Here is a 19,102-nt window from a genome sequence, read left to right as displayed (position 1 = left end):
GATTTTATACCTAAATAGCCTTCAATAGCTAAATCTAAATATAATATGCCAGTACCACCTGTTCTATAGAAATGAACGGTTTCATGCCCACGGTCTTTCGCTCTACCTTCGGTATGCTTACAAACTATATATCTTGAGTTATCGGGCTCAACGTCATCAGAAGAATAGCCTAGTCAGTTCGGCATATATGTTCAGTTCGGTTGATTCGCCGATATCGAAGAAATAATGACATCGTATTAAATATCACCCCTGCAAAAAACAACGTAATGACAATGCTTGCGCCGCTCGGTAAATCATAATGAGCGGACATGGCCAATCCCGACAGAATACCAACTGTACCAATACTGACACTTGCGATAACAAAACGAAGCCCTTTTAACGCAGCGGCACATAAGGCAGGGATAACTAATAGAGCGAACTCCAAATAGATCCCGGTTAGCTTGACCGTAATCGGCATTAAGATAGCGAATATTAGATAGAAGCCACTACCCTGCATAAATTCGGGCTTTACGCTGACCAACACCAACATCGCGGTCGTTATTATTGCCAATGGCCAAACATCATCCCAAGTAGCCCAAAGTAGTTGCCCATTGAGAATACCTTGAATAAAATCAGCGCCGTGTGGATCTTGACTCACCAATAAAATAGCCAATGAAGCCGAAACGACAAATAAGCTACCAATCATAGGTTCCAGGTGTTGTTTGTAATGCTTTTCCATCAATGCAATTAGGCCACATAGCAGAAGTGACATTGCCCACGGGCCAGCCATTTCACCCAACCATGAATCGCTGAACAACTCATATCGACTTAACCAATATTGGCTCAAAGCAGCACCCAACGCAGCAACTTGTGCAACAGCGAGATCAATAAAGATGATTTGCCGTTTGAGCACTTGTTCACCCAGTACAATGTTACCGACCAACGCAATCAAACCACACAATACGGCAGGTGCCAGCCAGCTATATTCCATCCACATCACGAGCTCTCAGGTATTTCTGAGTCGACCAACAGATCCAACAGATCATCAATCACTTGATCGTACATCTCGTCTAAGCTCTGTCCTTCTGAAACTGAAAGTGGTAACTGAACCATAGGCTTACCGGTTTGTTGATTGAGCCAATTAGCAGGACGCTTATCTTGGTGCGATGAATATACGATGGCATCAAATGAAGCAGGATCAAGTTTCGTTAACGTCTGCAAATGCGCTGTTGTCGGCGAAATACCTGGCTTGGGTTCTAAGTCGGCAATTTGCGTCATGTCTAACCAATCAAAAAGGTAACGATACGTGGCATGGTAACCGACCACCTTTTTACCTTGTAAAGGTTCAGCTTTCGTTTCCCACTCTGCCAATTTTTTACGCCAGTTAGCACGAAATTTCATGCCATTCCGCATATAAACAGGTGAATTATCAGGGTCTATTAGCTGTAAACGTTTGGTGACTTCTCTTGATATAGGAATCATATATTCAGCAGCAAACTGAACATGTGGATTTCCATGAGCGTGGATGTCCCCCATGCTTCGATCAACATAGTCATGGGTATCAAGCATACCAACCATATCGCTCGCGTATAACATGGTTGGTGCGCTATCTTGAACCGCAGGGTTACCACTACGTACTTGCAGCATTGGCAACCAACCTACTTCTAATTCAGAGCCAGAACACATTGCCATGTCAGCTTGGCGCATTTTGGCAATAAGCGACGGTCTCGCTTGCACGTAGTGTGGATCCTGCATGGCTGTGGTCGCCGAGTAGATGTTAGCTTCAGGGGCATGGCTATGTATAAGCGCTTGCCACTCAGGCTCACAAACGAAAATATTCAACGCCATTGCAGGCGAAGATACCATTATAGATGAGGATACAACGGCAACACCTGTTGCCATTGTTAGGAGTAATTTCCTAGAACGCATGAGCACCATGCGCCCCAAAGGTCATTACATATTGCAAGGTAAAGACGTTATCTGTCTCTTTGCTTTGGTTTTCAACACGAGAATATTGTGCCCTAACCGTACCAAAATGAGATGAGTCCCAAGCAACCATCGCATCTGCTTCTTTGTCATTCATTGCAGTAAAATGCATGTGATCACCGTGAGCATGACCATCGTAGCTTTCAGCTTCACCGTAACGCAGACCCGCAGACCAGCTCGGACTAAAGCGATAAACACCCGACACATAATATGCTGCTAAGTTATCTGGGGATTCTGCATCATTTTTGTACTTGTCATCCACGATGCCATCCAACAGCATGTATTCTGCTGCTAGCGTAAAGTTCTGGTATTTGTAGTTACCATTTGGCGCCCACTTCCATACAAAGTCAGCACCGTATAGGTTTGAGCCCGTTACCGCTGCACCATGGCTATGATCGTGGTCGTGGTCATGCCCGTGATCATGGTCTTCAAATTCTCGAGTTTTGCCATTTTCGTTACGTAAGTAACTCAGGCCAAACTGCCAGCTTGATGAATCCGAGAAGTCATCACCCAACTTCATGGTTGTCGTGTAGACACCCACATCAGAACCATCCTCAACAGAAGACATCTTGCTACCACTTAGCGCTTCAACCCCAAACTTCACATACAGGTCAGTCGGAAGAACAATGTTTGCGCGCACACCATCATCGTAATAATGAGAACCCAAGAAGGTACGGTAAGCAGCGGGACGCTCAACAAAACTGTCGGTATGCATGTGTTGGTTATTCAGGTAACCAAAGTCCGATAGGAAACGACCACCTCGGATACTCAAGCCATAAGGCATTGTTAAGGTTTCAATGAACGCTTCTTCAAGCAACAACTCCGTTTCATCATCATGACTTTCAATGACGGTCGTTAAAGAGCCATAGAACTTATCGTCAATATTCGCCGACATGTTCAGCTCTGTATGACCAAGGCCAAATCCTTCATCACGTTCCGAATTATTACGCTGTCCGTCCTGATAGTAACCATCAAGTACGACACCAATTTGTGGGTTTGACAGCGTATCAGCAAAAACAGGGGCAGAAAGAGTGCTACCAATCGCTAGAGAAACCAATTTTTTATTCACTGTATTTTTCCTTTTATAATACTCACCAAGAATTAAGTTGATACGTTATAACATAACAATTAATTCTTGAGAAACAAATTTTGATCATTAGCGAGAAGTTAAATTGTTGTTTTAGGGGGCTTTAGAACCACTATCTATAAGGAAAGTAAAATATGTTGAAGTGAGTCCTTTATTTAAAAAGGTTCGCCACGATTGTCGTAAAAGCACGAGAGCTGCATCTGTCCGAACAAAAGTGCATCTCGATTGAGCAACTAGAGCGACCTCTAAAAAAAACGCCACACTCAATTCTGAGCGTGGCGTTTTATAAGGATGAATCAGTTTGAGTATTGATTCCTAGAACAAATACCCGATGACTAAATCTTTTTACTGTATGGGTTTAGTGCGCATTTAAGTCTCTTTAAGACGACTAGTGCTGTCACTCTGCCCCAACTAAACAAGACTCGCTGATGCAAACGGAAAATAGTGTCGTAAAGGTTTCGTACTAATCTGCCACGCAAAAGCACTCTGTCATTCATGAGAGCACCGACTGCATAGTCATGTCCAACCGCTACCAACATGCCTCCATCGTGAAAAACAAAGGGTTGTAACGCCTTGCCTTTCGCTAAACGCTTGAACTGCTGAGCCAAGTGACCTGCGGCTTGATTCGCAGCTTGAGCTCTTGGTGGAACAAAAGAACCATCCGGTTGAGGGCACTCTGCACTATCACCAATCACAAAAATATCGTTATCGTTGGTCGTTCTTAGTGTCTGATCTACCACTAATTGATTGATTCGATTTGTTTCTAAACCGTCTAATTCACTTAGCCAATCTGCACATTTAATACCAGCAGCCCATACTTGCAGATCTGCTGAAATAACCTCTTCTTCTGAAGTGACTAATTTCGCCTCTTCTGCTCTTTGAATTCGAGTCCCAGTTCTAACGTTAATACCTTGTTTTACCAGAGCTTCATGAACTCGTTTCGACATACATTCTGGCCCAGCAGGTAACACGCGATCTGCCGCTTCAATCAAAGTAATTTCAAGGCTACCTTCCTGACGATAACGCTGTAGCTTGGCGCTCACTTTTGCCAACTCTGCCGCCAGCTCAACACCGGTTGCACCTGCGCCAACAATTGAAATTTTACGCTGACTGCTTGCTCTCAGTAGAGGGTTGATTTCCTGCCAAGCTTTCTGTGCTTGCCCTGCTGAATCGAGGAATAAACAGTGTTCACTGACACCTTCTGTTTTAAAGTCATTGCTGATAGCACCTACAGCGATAACGAGATAGTCGTATTCGAACTCTTGAGTCGTACCGCTAAAGTGGTTCAACTGGATGACTTTGTTAGCACGCTCTAATCCACTCATTGAAGCTTGAACGTAAGTGTAGCCATTACAAGATGCATGCTGGAAGTAGCTAACAGCGTCGAGCTCTTCGTCGAATGTTCCTGCTGCAATTTCGTGCAAGCGAGGTTTCCAGTAGTGATGTGACGACGGCTCAACGAGTGTCACGTCATAACGTTTGTCACGACCTAAACGCGTAACCAATTCAAGGCCAGCAGCACCTCCACCAACCACAACAATTTTTTCTTTCTGTTTCAACATTCGCTTACCCACCATGCCTAAAGGCAAAATCTTTCTGATGGAGCGCATTATATTTATAACAGAATTAATGATAATCCCAATTTAAATAAAATCACTTTTACCAATTTGTAATAATGGCTTTAAATTTGAATCAATTTGACAAGTAACAGGATAAAAAAAGCGCCATATACAAAACGATACATGGCGCTTCTTATCTAACGATATATAGAACTAACTATATAGAGATTACGGCTTTAGTTTCAAAACTTTATCGATGTCTTCCGCAGAATGGCGCTCTGGTACTTGCTCCCACTCTTCGCCAAATGAACGGTTAACCACTCGACCTCGTTGGAAGCCTTCTCGCGCTTCCAGTTGCTTTGCCCAGCGTACAACGTTGGTGTAAGACTCAACCTGTAGAAACTCAGCTGCATCGTAGATTTTGCCTAGCACAAGGTTGCCGTACCAAGGCCAAATCGCGATATCAGCAATGCTTAGCTCTTCACCCGCCACAAATGTGTTATTTGCGAGTTGTTTGTCTAACACGTCTAGCTGACGCTTAGCTTCCATCGCAAAACGGTTAATTGGGTATTCTTGCTTTTCATCAGCGTAAGCGTAGAAGTGACCAAAGCCGCCACCTAGGAATGGGGCTGAACCTTGTGCCCAGAATAACCAGTTGATAGTTTGCGTTCTTGACGCCCCTTCGTTTGGTAAGAAGTGACCAAATTTTTCTGCTAGATGCATCAAGATAGAAGCTGACTCGAAAACATTAACGTCTTCAGCACCAGATTTATCAACAAGAGCTGGTATTTTAGAGTTTGGATTCACTCCAACAAAGCCAGAGGAGAACTGTTCAGCCTCACCGATGTTGATCAAGTACGCATCATATTCAGCTTCTTTAACACCCGCCGCTAACAACTCTTCAAGCAAGATAGTGACTTTCTGACCGTTAGGTGTGCCAAGAGAATACAATTGGAAAGCATGGTCACCAACAGGAAGCTCTTTCTCAAACCGAGCGCCAGATTCAGGACTATTGATGTTTGCCCATTTGTTTCCACCATCGGTATCGTTAACCCAAACTTTTGGCGGAGTGTATTGTTCTGACATGATATTTCCTTATTAATATAGGGTCTCACAAACTGATATTAGGTCACATGTCTGTGGTTAAAACCCCTGAATACGATTTATTTTCAAACTGTTAAGCATGGCTTATTCCAGAAAGACATAACCCGCTTTAATGCTAGCTTGTGTAGTTAAGAGTTAGTGTGTCTAAAAGATAAGTACGTATTCAAACTTCAATGTGATTTGGGTAAATCCACCGTATCATTTAGCAATGATTTTACGAATGACATACCGACAGCTTCAAGAAAGCTGTGATAAAATCGGGATATTACAATTGATAAGGATTTGGCAATGTCTTCTGATTACACAGGTTCGAGTGCAGCGTACGCTCGCCAAGAGAAAGGCTATCGCGAAAAAGCACTAAAACTGTACCCTTGGGTTTGTGGTAAATGTGCGCGTGAATTTGTTTACTCAAACTTGAGAGAGCTTACTGTTCACCACGTGGATCACGACCATACAAACAACCCTGGAGATGGCAGTAACTGGGAACTATTGTGCCTATACTGTCACGATCATGAGCATTCAAAATACACTGACCATGAACGTTATGGTATGGATGCAAAAGCAAGTTTAGATGATCATCAGTCCGCGACACACAACCCGTTTGCTGACCTAGCGAAGATGATGAAAAAGTAAACGTTCTTCATCAAGGATTAATAACAAGAAACCCCAGTATGTCGCCATACTGGGGTTTCTTTTATCTGCGGCCATATAAACTTTCACTGGATCAAAAAAGCCTTCCGAAGAAGGCTTTTGAAAATTCGTTTTGAATTATGCTGCCGCTTGTTTGCGAGACTCTTCTACCTGCTTAGCGCGCTGTTTTAACGTCAATTTATCGCGGTATGCAAACCAAACGTAAGACACAACTACTAAGAAGAACAGGTATGACAATGAGAAAATGAACGGCGATTGAATGATATCGTTCGAAATACCCCAAGAAACACCGACAACAGTCACTGCAATTTTTGCAAAAAAGCCACACATCAATAGCACTAATGCCAACTGTGGGAAACGCGTGCTACGGAATGCAAGCCAGTAGCAACTACCAACTGCTAGCGCCGCAACATAGAAGCCGAATAGGAAAGAGTGAATATGGTCAGCTGCCGCTACACCACCAGAAATTGACATCAATAAAATTAAAAACAGTTTCATAATACTCGCCTCACCATAAGTTGGAAACGCATCCTTTCAAATTTGGAATCTCAGTTTGCGTACTATTTTCCCACTTTTTTCCGACAACACAACCCCTCAAATCGAACAAAATGTAAGCAAAGGTACTAACAAAAAGTCACCTTAACAATTACTTAACATTCTGTTTTTAGTAAAACTCCGCTACTCCTTGTCTCATATGAACAAAGCGCCATTTCGATTTATTTTGTTACACAAAATTAACCTTAGAAATTAATTAAAATTATTTGTAACTCTGTGATATCCGCACGGAATACGCGTCTATTCAAAAACCATCACCTCAAAATCCCTGAAATAATAAGAAGACAAAGCGAAAAAGAACAAAATAGAAGGGTGTTGCAAACATTTTAAAAACCAATGAAAAACAACTCATTAACAAAATGAATTTAATTGACCAAAAATGGAAAAAGAGATTCCAATCACATTTTTATTGGTTATAATCCGCGCTCTTTTGCGCTATCTGTTGATAAACGCAAACTAATTTTGAAGAAACAATCACAATAACCCGTCTTTAGTTAAGTGGCTCTCCACTAACCGATGACAAAACTGAGAATAAAAATGAGCAAGATTGATAAAGCAACACGTATCCTGCTAGCAGGCTTCTGTATCAACCTTTGTCTTGGCATCCTGTATGCTTGGAGTGTATTTAACAAAGCGCTAGTCACTGAAGCTGGTTGGAGTGCTGCTGAAGCATCTTCTCCTTACGCTATTGCAACTATCACATTCTCTGTTTGTCTTCTTGTTGCAGGCATCCTACAAGACCGTATGGGTCCACGTAAGATCCTTATCCTAGGTACAGCGCTTACAGGCCTAGGCATGATTGCTTCTGGTTTCGCTACAACGCCAATGATGCTGAACCTAACGTTTGGTGTTATGACAGGTGCTGGTATCGGCTTCGGTTACGCGTGTCTTTCTCCATCAGCAATGAAGTGGTTCCACTCTTCTAAGAAAGGTATGGTTAACGGTCTTATCGCAGCAGGCTTCGGTCTTGCGGCTATCTACCTAGCACCAGTAACTTCTGCGCTAATCGACAGCATGGGTATCCAAACCAGCTTTATGATTCTTGGTGTTGGTGTACTTGCAATCGCAGTACCTCTAGCAGCAACAATCAACAACCCACCAGCGGATTACACGCCAGCTGAACCTAAAGTAAAAGCAGGCCAAGCACCTAAAGCGGTTAAGAAAACTGAAGATCTAACTTGGAAAGTAATGCTGAAGACTCCTCAGTTCTACTCTCTATGGATCATGTACGCGTTCGCAGCATCTGTTGGTCTAATGATCATCGGTAACATCACTACGATTGCTAGCGTTCAAGCTAACCTGCCAAATGCAGTTTACCTAGCGTCTATCCTTGCAGTATTTAACTCAGGCGGCCGTGTTGCTGCGGGTATGCTTGCAGATAAAATTGGTGGCGTACGTACTCTACTTCTAGCGTTCATCCTTCAAGGCGCGAACATGGCTCTATTCGCTACGTTCAACTCTGAATTCACGCTAATCATTGGTACGGCTATCGCAGCTGTTGGTTACGGTACACTTCTAGCTGTATTCCCAACACTTACTGCTGAGTTCTACGGCCTGAAAAACTACGGTACTAACTACGGCGTGCTTTACACGGCATGGGGTATCGGCGGCGCTATCGGTGCAGCAGTTGTTGGTTTCTCAATGTCGAACGGCGAAGGTTACGGCCTAGCTTACACAATCTCTGCAGTTATGATGGCAGTGTGTATTGTTCTAGCAATCATCACTAAGCCTATCTCTGAAGCTAAAGTTTCTGAACTGAAAGCATCTCAAGCTTAATCGTCAGAAAAGATTGAATTTGTTACTGAAGAGCTTAACCTTAGGGTTAGGCTCTTTTTGTATCAAGCGACTTCTCCATTGACGATAGAAACCACTCCTCAGCTCTCCCCGACTTATTATCTAGACAACTTCAATCGACTGATTGAACACGCTCAAACACTCTACCCCGATCTTCTGAGTGGCGATGAGCGCCGTTGGTTGTCTGAATACAAGCGTCTTTCTGTATCAAGCCAGTGTTTAATGGTTCGTTTGCTTTCGCGTAGAGGTTGTTGGTTTCGCAGCGATAAACTCAACTATGTAGAGATTCCCGATTTAAATAGCGCACTACAAGAGCTAAGCACCTCAGGTTTTATTACGTTAAGTCATCCTGCAGAGCAACATGACCTCGTCATTAGTGAGGTCGAGATCGGGTTGCACTTGCTTACCAAACCAGAGTTGTTGAGCGTATTCCCCGCCCTTAAGAGCAACAAAACGGCCAAGAAAGATGAGCTGTTGTTACGACTTGAACACCAACCTTTTGATCAATTTCAAAGCCTCCCCTTCGACTGTATTTACGTCGTCGAATCTCAAGTTATCGATGTATTACTGTTGCTGTTCTTTGCCAATACCTATCAAGACTTAAGCCAGTTCGTTTTAAGCGACCTTGGGCTCAATACCTTTGAGAACTACCCATTAAGCAAACAGTGCCGCTTCTTCACCTCCAGAGATCAACTCAACCAATTGCTCCAGATGCGCGATGTTCACCGCTTGTATTCAGAAGGTGACCGCAAAGATAGTGAGTTTCTTGAACGGCTTTTAAACTCAATTCCCGCCGAATCAGAGCACAGGAGTATTGCCAGAAAACGAGCGCGCTTGATCAATGATATTGCTCGCGATCTCGAAAGGCTCAACCAAAACGATCAAGCTATCTTTTGGTTCAAACAATCTGTCCTTCCTCCGAGCAGAGAACGACTTGCGCGTATCTATGACAAACAGGGTGAGTTAGACTTAATGTGTGACATTGTCACGCAAATGAAAGCTACTCCATCAGATGTATCAGAATTAGAAGTCGCTATTAAGCTTGAAGACAGGCTATTACGGAAGCAAGGGCACAAAGTTTCACGATCCATAAAGCCGATCTGCAAAGAGATAAAACTGGAATTAGACCTCAGCCAAACGCGAGTCGAGCTTGCGGTAAAGCAGCATTTTGAGAACCAAGGCTGGGATGTCTACTTTTCTGAAAACAGTTTTCTGTGTGGCTTGTTTGGTTTGGCTTTCTGGGATGTCGTTTTCTCTGATGTAGAAGGCGCTTTTATCAATCGCTACCAACATCGACCGCTGGACTTGTACCATCCCGATTTCGTAGACAAGCGAGCCGAACAGGTTGAAGCCGTGTTTCAGACGATATCCAAACATGGACTGAACCATTTGCTCGATACTTACGATGAAAAGCAAGGTATAGCTAATCCCTTTGTTCATTGGAATCATTTCCCTAAAGCACTCATCGAACACAGCATTGCTTCGATTCCCAAGCCCTTAGTTGTCGATCTCTTTAAGGTGATATTGGGTGATTTAAAACTATTCCGAACTGGGATGCCGGATTTGATTGCGTTCAAGGATGGTGAATTTCATTGGATTGAAGTCAAAGGTCCTGGCGACAAATTACAAGATAACCAATGGCGCTGGATAAAGGAGTTTGAGCGACTGTCAGTTCCCTTCTCAGTTTGTTACGTTAATCAGTAAGCCGATCCTGCTAGGCTCTATACTCACTGCTAAGCCTACAGAATCACTCTGTCCTATAGAGATCTTGCCTACAAAATTATCAGAACATGAGCATTTTCAATCATTTTCGATATAATTAGAAAAAATACCTAATATCTAAGTACGTATGAATTTGAAAAAACTCTTCATTTTATCTCTTGTCAGCGTGTTCTCAGGTTGTGCCGTCTACGCGGGTTTAAACTTCGATGAGCTGTTTGGTGAACAACAAGTTCGTGATCGCCAAACCCCTATTTTTTCAGCTCAAGCGCAACACTTTCTTAACGAAGTTAAACCGATCATTGATAACCGATGTGTAGTTTGTCACGCTTGTTATGATGCTCCTTGCCAGCTCAAAATGTCTTCCGTGGAAGGCATCGACCGAGGCGCTAGCAAAGCACTCGTATATCAAGGCACCCGCTTAACGGCTTCTGCACCAACTCGCTTGTTCGAAGATGCATTAACCACACAAGAGTGGCGTGATGCGGATTTTCATCCGGTTCTTAATGAGCGTATGCAGAATTCAACCGCTAACTTAGATGCAGGGCTTGTTTCTCGTATGTTGATCCAGAAAGAGAACCACCCTCTTCCAGATCAAACGCAGCTTGAAGGCTTCGACTTTTCCACTGATCGCGACCAACAGTGCCCGACTATCGAAGAGTACGCTCAATACGAAAGAGACTACCCAACTTGGGGAATGCCTTATGGTATGCCGAACTTAGACAAATCTGAATATGCGACATTGATGAGCTGGCTAGAAAATGGCGCCTTGATGAACGACCATATTCCACTAAGTGATGCTGAACAAGAACTCGTAAATGTCTACGAAAGCTTTCTTAATAAGAGTGACAACAAAAGCCAACTTTCAGCGCGTTACATTTATGAGCACCTATTTCTGGCGCACGTCTATTTCTCTGATTTGGCTCAACCAACACGTTTCTTCACTATTGTTCGTTCATCGACGCCTCCAGGTAAAGCAGTACAACGCATTACAACTCGCCGCCCTTACGACGATCCAAAAGTAGAACGTGTTTACTATCGCCTAATTCCAGAACAAGGCACAATCGTTGACAAGACACACATGCCTTTCGCACTCAACGAAGAACGTCTTCGAAACTGGAACACTTGGTTTGTTGATGCCAATTACACAGTAGCCAAGCTGCCAAGCTACGAAGTTGATGTTGCAGCCAACCCAATGACTTCGTTTGAAGCTCTACCTGTTAACTCTCGTTTTAACTTCATGCTGGATAACGCGCAAAACACCATCATGGCGTTCATAAAAGGGCCTGTATGTCGTGGGCAACTTGCGCTCAATGTGATTAATGACCGCTTCTGGGTTTTCTTTATTGATCCAGAGAAAGCCGATGTCCCGGAAATTAACGCCTTTTACGCGAGCCAAAAGAAAAACCTAAAACTCCCAAGCGAGTTGGAAAGTAACACAGTCCCAGCGTCCAACTGGGTGCGTTATTCAAAGCAACAAGCTCGATACCTTAATGCTAAGTCAGACTTCACAAACAAATGGTTTGAAAGCGGTGTAAACCTAGACACTGGTATCATTTGGGATGGAAATGGTACTAACCCCAATGCTGCTTTGACCATATTCAGGCACTTTGACAGCGCTTCAGTTGTGCAAGGGCTCGTTGGGCCGCAACCTAAAACCGCGTGGATCCTTGATTACGCCCTGCTCGAGCGTATTCACTACCTACTTGTTGCAGGCTTCGATGTATATGGAAACTTCGGCCACCAACTGATTACCCGTATGTTCATGGATTTCTTACGCCTTGAAGGCGAGAGTAACTTCTTAACCCTTCTTCCTAAGGATGTCCGCCACCTTGAGCACTCAAGTTGGTATCAAAACCAGAGTGTACAATTGAGCGATTTCTTGCAGCGTAATATTGCCCCTTTCGATCAACCGACTAGCGTGGTGTACAAAACGGCCGATCCTAAGCGTGAACTGCTGGATATGATCAAAGAGAAGCTGGAACCCGTTCTCGATAATCGTTTTGATATTGTCGAAACAGGCTTTGGTAAGAAGAATGAAGCACTACTGAATCAAGTAAGTTTGATTAAAGGAGAAGGCCTACGTCATGTGCCTCAATTAGTGATGATCATGATTGAAGGCGAAAATGGCCAAGATCAACTGTTTACCATGATTCACAACAATGCTCACAGCAACATTTCGAGCCTGTTTAACGAAGAAGGTAACCGTGATTACGCCAACGACGACTTAACACTCGTACGTGGCGTTGTGGGTAGCTACCCAGCGGCTTACCTATCATTAACTGAGAGTGAAATTCCGACTTTGGTTAAAACGCTACAGAACTTGAACACGGAAGAAGACTACGTGGAGCTACTCGACAAGTTTGCTGTACGACGCAGTTCTCCCGAATTCTGGCCGTTCAGTGACCGTGTACACCGCTGGTATCAACAAGCGCAACCTATCGAGTTCGGGTTGTTAGATTACAATCGCTTTGAGAACCGTTAGTGCTCACGCATAGCCTTCAAAACAAAAAACCTCTGCCTTGGCAGAGGTTTTTTTATCTGACACTTGCTTAGAGAGATCTAAACTCAACCTAAAAAGCTAATTGCAGCGAGGAACAGTGTGCATCAGACATGTTGCTGAAGTGCTGTCAGAGAGTCTTTAACCAGCTCAGTTAAATTTTCAGAGCTATCCCTGTATTGCGTTAATGGGTCGCTGCTAATCTCAATGTTCTTGCACACATCAAACAAGGCTAACAGCCCCAAACTCCCTGCTGACCCTTTTAGCTTATGAGCCAGCGATTTTACTTCACGAGCGTTCTCCGCATCGTTGGCATCAACCAGTTCTTTTAACGTCTCAAGGCTGCTTTGTTCAAATAGCCCAACAATCTGCTTCATCTTGTCCAAACCAAGAATAGACAAATCACCTTCAATCACTTTGTTATCAATTATCACTTTGCTATCAATACTGGTCACAGGACTTTCCCCTTGCTCTGGATGTTCAGCTTTTGTTTCGACTACTAGCTCGCTCCCGGTGCGCTTTTCACAATACCCTAGATTATTCTGCTGGCAGATTGAATCGTTAGGATCCGGTTGTGGTAATAGCAAGGTTTTGCCATCAAGCTGAGTCACAACAAGCCTTGCAAGCGCCTCTTTCTCAAGAGGTTTTGGCAGGAAGCCGTCAAAGCCAGACGCCAAATAGCTTTCTACTTCCTCATTAAACACATGAGCAGATACTGCGATCATAGGGGGTGCTTTGCGTGTTGCGCCTTCTTCATCTTCATGCTGGAGCACATCATCTTTGAGTTGTTGAATTAACTCGACCCCATCGCAGTCAGGCAAGTTGATGTCCACCAGCGCAATATCGAACTCTTGTTCCCTGAATATAGCTCGAGCTCCTTGTCCTGTTGTCGCGATGACCACATCGTGACCTAAATTATTCAAGAAGCCTTCCGCAACAATACAGTTTACTGGATTGTCTTCTATCAAAAGTACCTTCGCTCGAATACAAGCTTCAATGACCGGTACTTTCGTTTCTATCTTCTCCCCGACTTCAAGTGGCAACGAGAACCAGAACTGGCTACCTTCGCCTTCTTCGGAATGAACGCCAATATCCCCATTCATTGCCAACATGATGCTTTTACTGATCGCTAATCCAAGCCCCGTGCCACCGGTTTTGTTGCGACCACTGTCAGTTTGAGTAAAGGCATCAAACAAACAAGCTTGTTCACTTACGTCAATTCCGACACCGGTATCTGACACTTCAAACATGACACGATTTTCATCTTCGATATCTAAGCTGATAAAGATATCGACCGAGCCACTTTCAGTAAACTTAATCGCGTTACCGACTAAATTGTTCAAGATTTGGCTGATTCGTGTTACGTCACCACGCCAATAGCGTTGCACGTCACTTTCGATATAGAAATCAAAATTTAGCTTCTTCTCAGCAGCACGCCCTTCCATCAATTGATAGGTGTCTTGAACCATCTGATGAAGATCAAACGAAGCTGTGCGTATTTCTAAATGCCCGGCTTCAATCTTTGAGTAATCCAACACATCATTCAAAATCGCGAGTAGATTCTTACCGCTGCGGTTAATGATGTCAGCATAGCCTGATTGCAGCGGGTTTAACCCTGTGTCTTTGAGCAGCCTTGCAGTACCTAACACACCGTTCATCGGCGTTCGTATTTCGTGACTCATCGTCGCAAGGAACGCGGATTTCGCGCGGCTTGCTTGTTCTGCGGCGTTACGAGCCTTAGCGTGGTTCCCCACCTCAATATTCAGCTTCTCATTGGTCTTTTGCAGTTGATAGGTTCGGTCTGTGACCAACTCTTCTAAATGCTCTTTGTGCTCTTCGAGTTCGCGTTTCGCTTTTGCTTCACCCACCGCGACCACTTGCAGTGCCTGTGCGGTATTTCTGGCCGTAATAATAGCTTCACCCATATGAGCCAATTCATCATTACCCTTAACTGAGATATCAATATTTAGGCGGCCTTGTGCAATAGACATCAGCGCAGATGAGTATTCCGTAAGACGTTTAACAACCGAGATATACACCACTCGCCACACGATAAATGCAACAATAACCAAACCAATAACCGAAATAACCGACAGCGACCATTGAGCCAAATTCAGTGTACTGGTCAGCTCATCAACCGCTTTCTTGGTGCTTCGATTTGAGTCATCAACCAGTTGGTTAACTGTCGTATTCAGTTGAGAGAACAGCTCTAGCGTCTTTTGCATCAGAAACTCTGACTTCTTGGTGTTCTCATATTGTTCTAACGAAATATCAAACACGACTTGCCGCTTTCTTAGCTCTTCAAGAAGCTGAGACATCTGCGCTGAACGAGTAGGATCTTCGACCGCTTTAACACGGCGCGCCATGATTCTTAGATTGGATTCAAACTCAGATTGGATTTGATGAATACGCTCAACGTTGGTAAGCGTCTGCGTTTCTTCAATTTGATTAAGCATTTTGAACGCCAGTAAATGCAACTCGTGCAAGCGCTCGGACAAATCAAGGTCAACCTCAACAAGCGCATCTAAGGCTTGGTAGGCTTTGTCCGTTTCTTTGGTTTCTAGCAGGTCGTAGATGTGCGTTACGTTAGCAACGGCGATGGTAGCCGTGTTCAAAACTTGGGTTCTTGTCAGCTGTTCTAGCTCTTCGGCCAATAGGCGCATCTCTTCGACACGAGACGACAGCTCTTTGCTTAACCAAAGCTTACGCTCAACCGATACACCCAGCTCAGCCAGTGTGTTAATAACGCTTTGAACGTTGTTTTCAAGTTTATTGAGAAGCTGGGAATCAAAACTGTCGACGCCAAGATCTTTGATATGCTGAAGAAGCGACTCAAGTTGGTCAAATAGTACAGTGCCAGCCTCTTTTCGTTCGGCCTCGTTTCTCGCATTAGAAAGCGTTTGTACTGACGAAATAATACGATTACTCAACTCAGAAACCTGACGAGCCTCGATCATGGCAGGAAGCGCCGAATCAACGACATTTCTTTCCGTTTTTGCTACAAAGCTAAAACCAGAAACACCGATCAATGCAGACAATAGAACCAACAGAGCCATCACTAGGAATGAGGCCAGCAGCTTGCGTCCAATACTCGCTGAAGCTAACAACATAAACTCTAAACCTTAAAACGTTCTTCTTTACCCATGCAGAATACGCTATATTTTGCAGTGTTTCTTATCTAAAACCAATAAAACGGCAATTCATGCTATCTAGACCTTTAGCTTCAAAAATTCTTCTCTCATTACTGGCCTCAGTGACTACGGTCGCAAGTGCTAGTGAGCTTTTGAGCCCAATCAAGCCTGCCGAAGCCACATCACACAAAGAGAAAATTTGTGCCATTTATCCGCACCTAAAAGACTCTTATTGGTTATCTGTTAACTACGGAATGATCTCTGAAGCAGAAAAGCAGCAAGTCGAATTGAGAGTATTGGAAGCTGGCGGCTATCCAAATATTGGTAAACAAGCCTCGCAACTGGTGCTGTGCACACAATGGGGTGCCGATGCCATTATTTTGGGCACTGTATCACCAGACGCCTATCACGATAACCTCACAGACTGGGTTGGCTCCACACCTGTGTTTGCGACAGTGAATGAATTGACGTTAAGCAAAGAGCAACAAAAAGTACTGAAAGGTACGGTTGGTGTCGATTGGTATCAGATGGGCTTTCAAGTGGGTGAGTATCTAGCGAAGCTTCATCCAACAGGCTCTGGAGAAACCCCTATCGCCCTGTTACTTGGCCCACAAGCGAGTGGCGGCACTAAGCCTGTAGCACTTGGCTTTTATGATGCGATCAAGTCGAGCGATATCAAAATCGAAATTAGCTATTGGGCCGATAACGATAAAGAGCTTCAAAGAAACCTAGTTCAACAGGTGATCGAGCAGCCGGATATCCAATATATAGTCGGAAGTGCAGTCGCAATTGAAGCGGCAATCAGTGAGCTACGAGCGGCCGATAAAACCAAAGAGATAGGCTTAATTTCAAGTTACTTAAGCCACGGCACTTACCGCGGCTTACTTCGTCACAAGGTACTTTTTGCGCCAACAGATAAAATGGTTGAGCAAGGTCGCTTATCGGTGAAACAAGCCACGAGTTACTTACGCGGCCAACCATACGAAAAACACAGCGCACCGACTATCGAAGCGCTGACCCCTGCAACACTCAAAGATCAAATTATCGCCGACTCATTGTCACCTTCTGAGTTTCGCCCGGTATTCAGTGTGAATCCTTAGTGCTATATTGGCTGAAGAAATCAAAACAATAAAAACGAAACAACAATTTAGGGAACATCCATGCAAAAAACAACGCGCACTATGCCAACACACAAGCATATCGCTTTGGTCGCTCATGACCACTTCAAACCTGAGCTACTAAGATGGGTTAAAGAGAACAAAGAAAAACTACAAAAGCACTTCCTTTACGCAACAGGCACAACAGGTTCTCTACTGAGTAAAGAGACGGGCTTGGCGATTAAGAGCATGATCAGTGGCCCTATGGGCGGCGACCAGCAACTTGGCGCGCTTATCTCTGAAGGCAAAATCGATATGCTGATTTTCTTCTGGGATCCACTTAATGCCGTACCACACGACCCAGATGTAAAAGCACTGCTTCGTATCGCAAGTGTTTGGAACATTCCTGTAGCAACCAACCGCGCTACCGCTAACTTCCTGTTTAACTCTTCGCTACTTGAAGAAGAAGTGATCATCGAGATCCCTGACTACGAAGCGTATCTAGCTGAACGCACGTAAAGCTGTGTGAACTATCAATAGCTAAACGGCTTCATCCCAAAATAGAACGACGATTTTTAGCAAGCCAGTAACCTTTGTTATTGGCTTTTTTTGTTCGTCACGGCTTTCTAGAGAAAGCCACGATGAACCTTTTTTGACTGTGCTTTGGTAGCATCATTAGCACTGTAGAGAGGCTATCGTAGCATTACGTTCAATTTTCAGGCGGTTCAACTAGTCCTTACACTGGTTGTTTTTGAATGCGTGATTTACGTGCACTGAACGCGAACACTAAGATAACGGCTAATACGAACGGTAAGACATAGATATTGAGGTTCTGCCACCCTGCTGTCGATTCTAACCACCCAGAAAGCATGGCGGTAATAGTCACACAGCCAAAGACAATAAATTCATTAAACGCTTGTGCCTTCGCTTTATTCTGCGATTGGTAAGACTGACTAAATAGCCCCGTTGCTGCTATGAACATGAAATTCCAACCGACACCCAACAGAACTAAAGCCGCTCTGAAGTGCCAAATCGATTCTCCATGAATGTTGATCGCGATGCAGACAACAAACAGCACTCCTCCCGCTAGGATCATCATTCTTGATCCAAACTTCTCGATGAGAGAACCAGTAAAGAATGCAGGTACAAACATGCCCAGCACGTGCCACTCAATGACGCCCGCCGCCTTGGTAAAGTCAAAACCACAGCCAATCATTGCCAATGGTGTTGCTGTCATCAAGATATTCATCACCGCATAAGCGACCATTGCAGCAAACACAGCACCGATAAAGTTGGGCGCTTTCACTATTACACTAAGAGGATCGGATTTAGGAGCCTGACTATTAAAAGAGACTTTAGGAAACTGAATGGTTTGTAAGATGAGTAACGCAAGAATGTTCAACCCAATCAAAGACGCAAAAGCACCGATGTACAAGCCATCTTGCGACCACTGTTGAGACATAATCGCCAAATTTGGCCCTAACACCGCAGCTAAAACGCCGCCAGCCATAGAGATAGAGATCGCTCGATGACGAGCATTTTCATCGCACACTTCGATTGCAGCAAAACGATAAAGCGTACCAAAACCTATGCCAATCCCAAGTAAGAACGTAGCGAAACAAAACAGATAGAAATGTTGTTGAGACAGTGCGTAAGTTGCAAGGCTTGCCCCTGTAATGCCGACTACATTACCAATACTAAACCCTCGTTTTCGCCCTAATTTACCCGAAATTAAAGACGCTGGAATAGTGGCAGCCATCAAACCCAAAAACTGCAGTGCAACCGGCAAAGTAATCATGCTGACACTGGGCGCAATCTGCTTACCGATCAAACCAATCACAGAGATCAGTAATATGTTACCCGTCATCAACAAAGCCTGACACAGTGAGAGCAGCCAAACATTTCTATTCATCTTCGTTCCTAAGTATGAGCACAGTTGG

Annotated in this window: 14 protein-coding genes; 6 read left to right on the top strand and 8 right to left on the bottom strand. The window is 44.1% G+C overall.

The window, feature by feature from the left end; all coding sequences use genetic code 11:
* Nucleotides 1-169: 169 nt before the first annotated feature.
* From OCV56_RS24685 to yghU, 5 genes are all read right to left on the bottom strand, one after another.
* Nucleotides 170-976, bottom strand: a complete 807-nt coding sequence (locus tag OCV56_RS24685) for a metal ABC transporter permease (protein WP_086712072.1) — start codon at nucleotides 974-976, stop codon at nucleotides 170-172.
* On the bottom strand, nucleotides 976-1,908 hold the full coding sequence (locus OCV56_RS24680) for a metal ABC transporter solute-binding protein, Zn/Mn family (protein ID WP_086712073.1): 933 nt from the start codon (nucleotides 1,906-1,908) through the stop codon (nucleotides 976-978). The genes OCV56_RS24685 and OCV56_RS24680 overlap by 1 nt, the downstream gene beginning before the upstream one ends.
* Nucleotides 1,898-3,034, bottom strand: a complete 1,137-nt coding sequence (locus OCV56_RS24675; protein ID WP_086712074.1) for a hypothetical protein — start codon at nucleotides 3,032-3,034, stop codon at nucleotides 1,898-1,900. Before OCV56_RS24675 ends, OCV56_RS24680 begins: the two co-directional genes overlap by 11 nt.
* A gap of 353 nt (nucleotides 3,035-3,387) precedes the next feature.
* On the bottom strand, nucleotides 3,388-4,614 hold the full coding sequence (locus OCV56_RS24670; RefSeq protein ID WP_086712075.1) for an NAD(P)/FAD-dependent oxidoreductase: 1,227 nt from the start codon (nucleotides 4,612-4,614) through the stop codon (nucleotides 3,388-3,390).
* A 225-nt stretch (nucleotides 4,615-4,839) separates the two neighbouring features.
* Nucleotides 4,840-5,697 carry a glutathione-dependent disulfide-bond oxidoreductase gene (gene yghU / locus OCV56_RS24665; protein ID WP_086712076.1) on the bottom strand — a complete coding sequence of 286 codons (858 nt, stop codon included), beginning with the start codon at nucleotides 5,695-5,697 and terminating at the stop codon, nucleotides 4,840-4,842.
* 306 nt (nucleotides 5,698-6,003) lie between these two features.
* Here yghU and OCV56_RS24660 point away from each other — a divergent pair, with 306 nt between their 5' ends.
* Nucleotides 6,004-6,348 carry a YajD family HNH nuclease gene (locus OCV56_RS24660; RefSeq protein ID WP_086712077.1) on the top strand — a complete coding sequence of 115 codons (345 nt, stop codon included), beginning with the start codon at nucleotides 6,004-6,006 and terminating at the stop codon, nucleotides 6,346-6,348.
* Between the two features lie 135 nt (nucleotides 6,349-6,483).
* Here the strand turns inward: OCV56_RS24660 and OCV56_RS24655 are convergent, their stop codons facing one another.
* The gene (locus tag OCV56_RS24655) at nucleotides 6,484-6,864 is read right to left on the bottom strand and encodes a hypothetical protein (RefSeq protein ID WP_060981516.1); all 381 of its coding nucleotides are present in this window, start codon (nucleotides 6,862-6,864) and stop codon (nucleotides 6,484-6,486) included.
* A 594-nt stretch (nucleotides 6,865-7,458) separates the two neighbouring features.
* Here OCV56_RS24655 and OCV56_RS24650 point away from each other — a divergent pair.
* The 3 genes from OCV56_RS24650 to OCV56_RS24640 all read left to right on the top strand — a co-directional run bounded on the left by OCV56_RS24650 (nucleotide 7,459) and on the right by OCV56_RS24640 (nucleotide 12,919).
* A complete protein-coding gene (locus tag OCV56_RS24650) occupies nucleotides 7,459-8,697 on the top strand; it encodes an L-lactate MFS transporter (RefSeq protein WP_060981517.1) in 1,239 nt (412 codons plus the stop codon).
* A gap of 57 nt (nucleotides 8,698-8,754) precedes the next feature.
* Nucleotides 8,755-10,419, top strand: a complete 1,665-nt coding sequence (locus OCV56_RS24645) for a VRR-NUC domain-containing protein (RefSeq protein ID WP_086712078.1) — start codon at nucleotides 8,755-8,757, stop codon at nucleotides 10,417-10,419.
* A gap of 145 nt (nucleotides 10,420-10,564) precedes the next feature.
* Nucleotides 10,565-12,919 carry a fatty acid cis/trans isomerase gene (locus OCV56_RS24640; RefSeq protein ID WP_086712079.1) on the top strand — a complete coding sequence of 785 codons (2,355 nt, stop codon included), beginning with the start codon at nucleotides 10,565-10,567 and terminating at the stop codon, nucleotides 12,917-12,919.
* Nucleotides 12,920-13,041: 122 nt separating this feature from the next.
* Here OCV56_RS24640 and torS read toward each other — a convergent pair whose 3' ends face one another.
* Entirely contained in the window at nucleotides 13,042-16,044 is a 3,003-nt protein-coding gene (torS, locus tag OCV56_RS24635; protein ID WP_086712080.1) for a TMAO reductase system sensor histidine kinase/response regulator TorS, read from the bottom strand.
* Nucleotides 16,045-16,136: 92 nt separating this feature from the next.
* On the opposite strand from torS, the gene torT reads away from it, so the two are divergent.
* Together torT and OCV56_RS24625 are read left to right on the top strand one after the other, a co-directional pair.
* Nucleotides 16,137-17,165 carry a TMAO reductase system periplasmic protein TorT gene (gene torT, locus OCV56_RS24630; RefSeq protein ID WP_086712081.1) on the top strand — a complete coding sequence of 343 codons (1,029 nt, stop codon included), beginning with the start codon at nucleotides 16,137-16,139 and terminating at the stop codon, nucleotides 17,163-17,165.
* 60 nt (nucleotides 17,166-17,225) lie between these two features.
* A complete protein-coding gene (locus OCV56_RS24625; RefSeq protein WP_017064778.1) occupies nucleotides 17,226-17,681 on the top strand; it encodes a methylglyoxal synthase in 456 nt (151 codons plus the stop codon).
* A 217-nt stretch (nucleotides 17,682-17,898) separates the two neighbouring features.
* On the opposite strand, the gene OCV56_RS24620 is transcribed toward OCV56_RS24625, so the two are convergent.
* Nucleotides 17,899-19,074, bottom strand: coding sequence for an MFS transporter (locus OCV56_RS24620; protein ID WP_086712082.1), 1,176 nt, complete (start codon nucleotides 19,072-19,074; stop codon nucleotides 17,899-17,901).
* Nucleotides 19,075-19,102: the final 28 nt, after the last annotated feature.

The organism is Vibrio gigantis, assembly GCF_024347515.1.
In the GTDB taxonomy this organism is placed as follows: Bacteria; Pseudomonadota; Gammaproteobacteria; order Enterobacterales; family Vibrionaceae; genus Vibrio; species Vibrio gigantis.
Note: the sequence above shows the minus strand (reverse complement) of the source record. Positions and strands in the feature narration are given on the sequence as shown.

Coding starts and splice junctions, on each gene's coding strand:
- OCV56_RS24620 (WP_086712082.1), bottom strand. CDS start 19,074: ATGAATAGAAATGTTTGGCTGCTCTCACTGTGTCAGGCTTTGTTGATG.
- OCV56_RS24670 (WP_086712075.1), bottom strand. CDS start 4,614: ATGTTGAAACAGAAAGAAAAAATTGTTGTGGTTGGTGGAGGTGCTGCT.
- yghU (WP_086712076.1), bottom strand. CDS start 5,697: ATGTCAGAACAATACACTCCGCCAAAAGTTTGGGTTAACGATACCGAT.
- OCV56_RS24650 (WP_060981517.1), top strand. CDS start 7,459: ATGAGCAAGATTGATAAAGCAACACGTATCCTGCTAGCAGGCTTCTGT.
- torT (WP_086712081.1), top strand. CDS start 16,137: ATGCTATCTAGACCTTTAGCTTCAAAAATTCTTCTCTCATTACTGGCC.
- OCV56_RS24660 (WP_086712077.1), top strand. CDS start 6,004: ATGTCTTCTGATTACACAGGTTCGAGTGCAGCGTACGCTCGCCAAGAG.
- OCV56_RS24640 (WP_086712079.1), top strand. CDS start 10,565: ATGAATTTGAAAAAACTCTTCATTTTATCTCTTGTCAGCGTGTTCTCA.
- OCV56_RS24680 (WP_086712073.1), bottom strand. CDS start 1,908: ATGCGTTCTAGGAAATTACTCCTAACAATGGCAACAGGTGTTGCCGTT.
- torS (WP_086712080.1), bottom strand. CDS start 16,044: ATGTTGTTAGCTTCAGCGAGTATTGGACGCAAGCTGCTGGCCTCATTC.
- OCV56_RS24685 (WP_086712072.1), bottom strand. CDS start 976: ATGTGGATGGAATATAGCTGGCTGGCACCTGCCGTATTGTGTGGTTTG.
- OCV56_RS24625 (WP_017064778.1), top strand. CDS start 17,226: ATGCAAAAAACAACGCGCACTATGCCAACACACAAGCATATCGCTTTG.
- OCV56_RS24655 (WP_060981516.1), bottom strand. CDS start 6,864: ATGAAACTGTTTTTAATTTTATTGATGTCAATTTCTGGTGGTGTAGCG.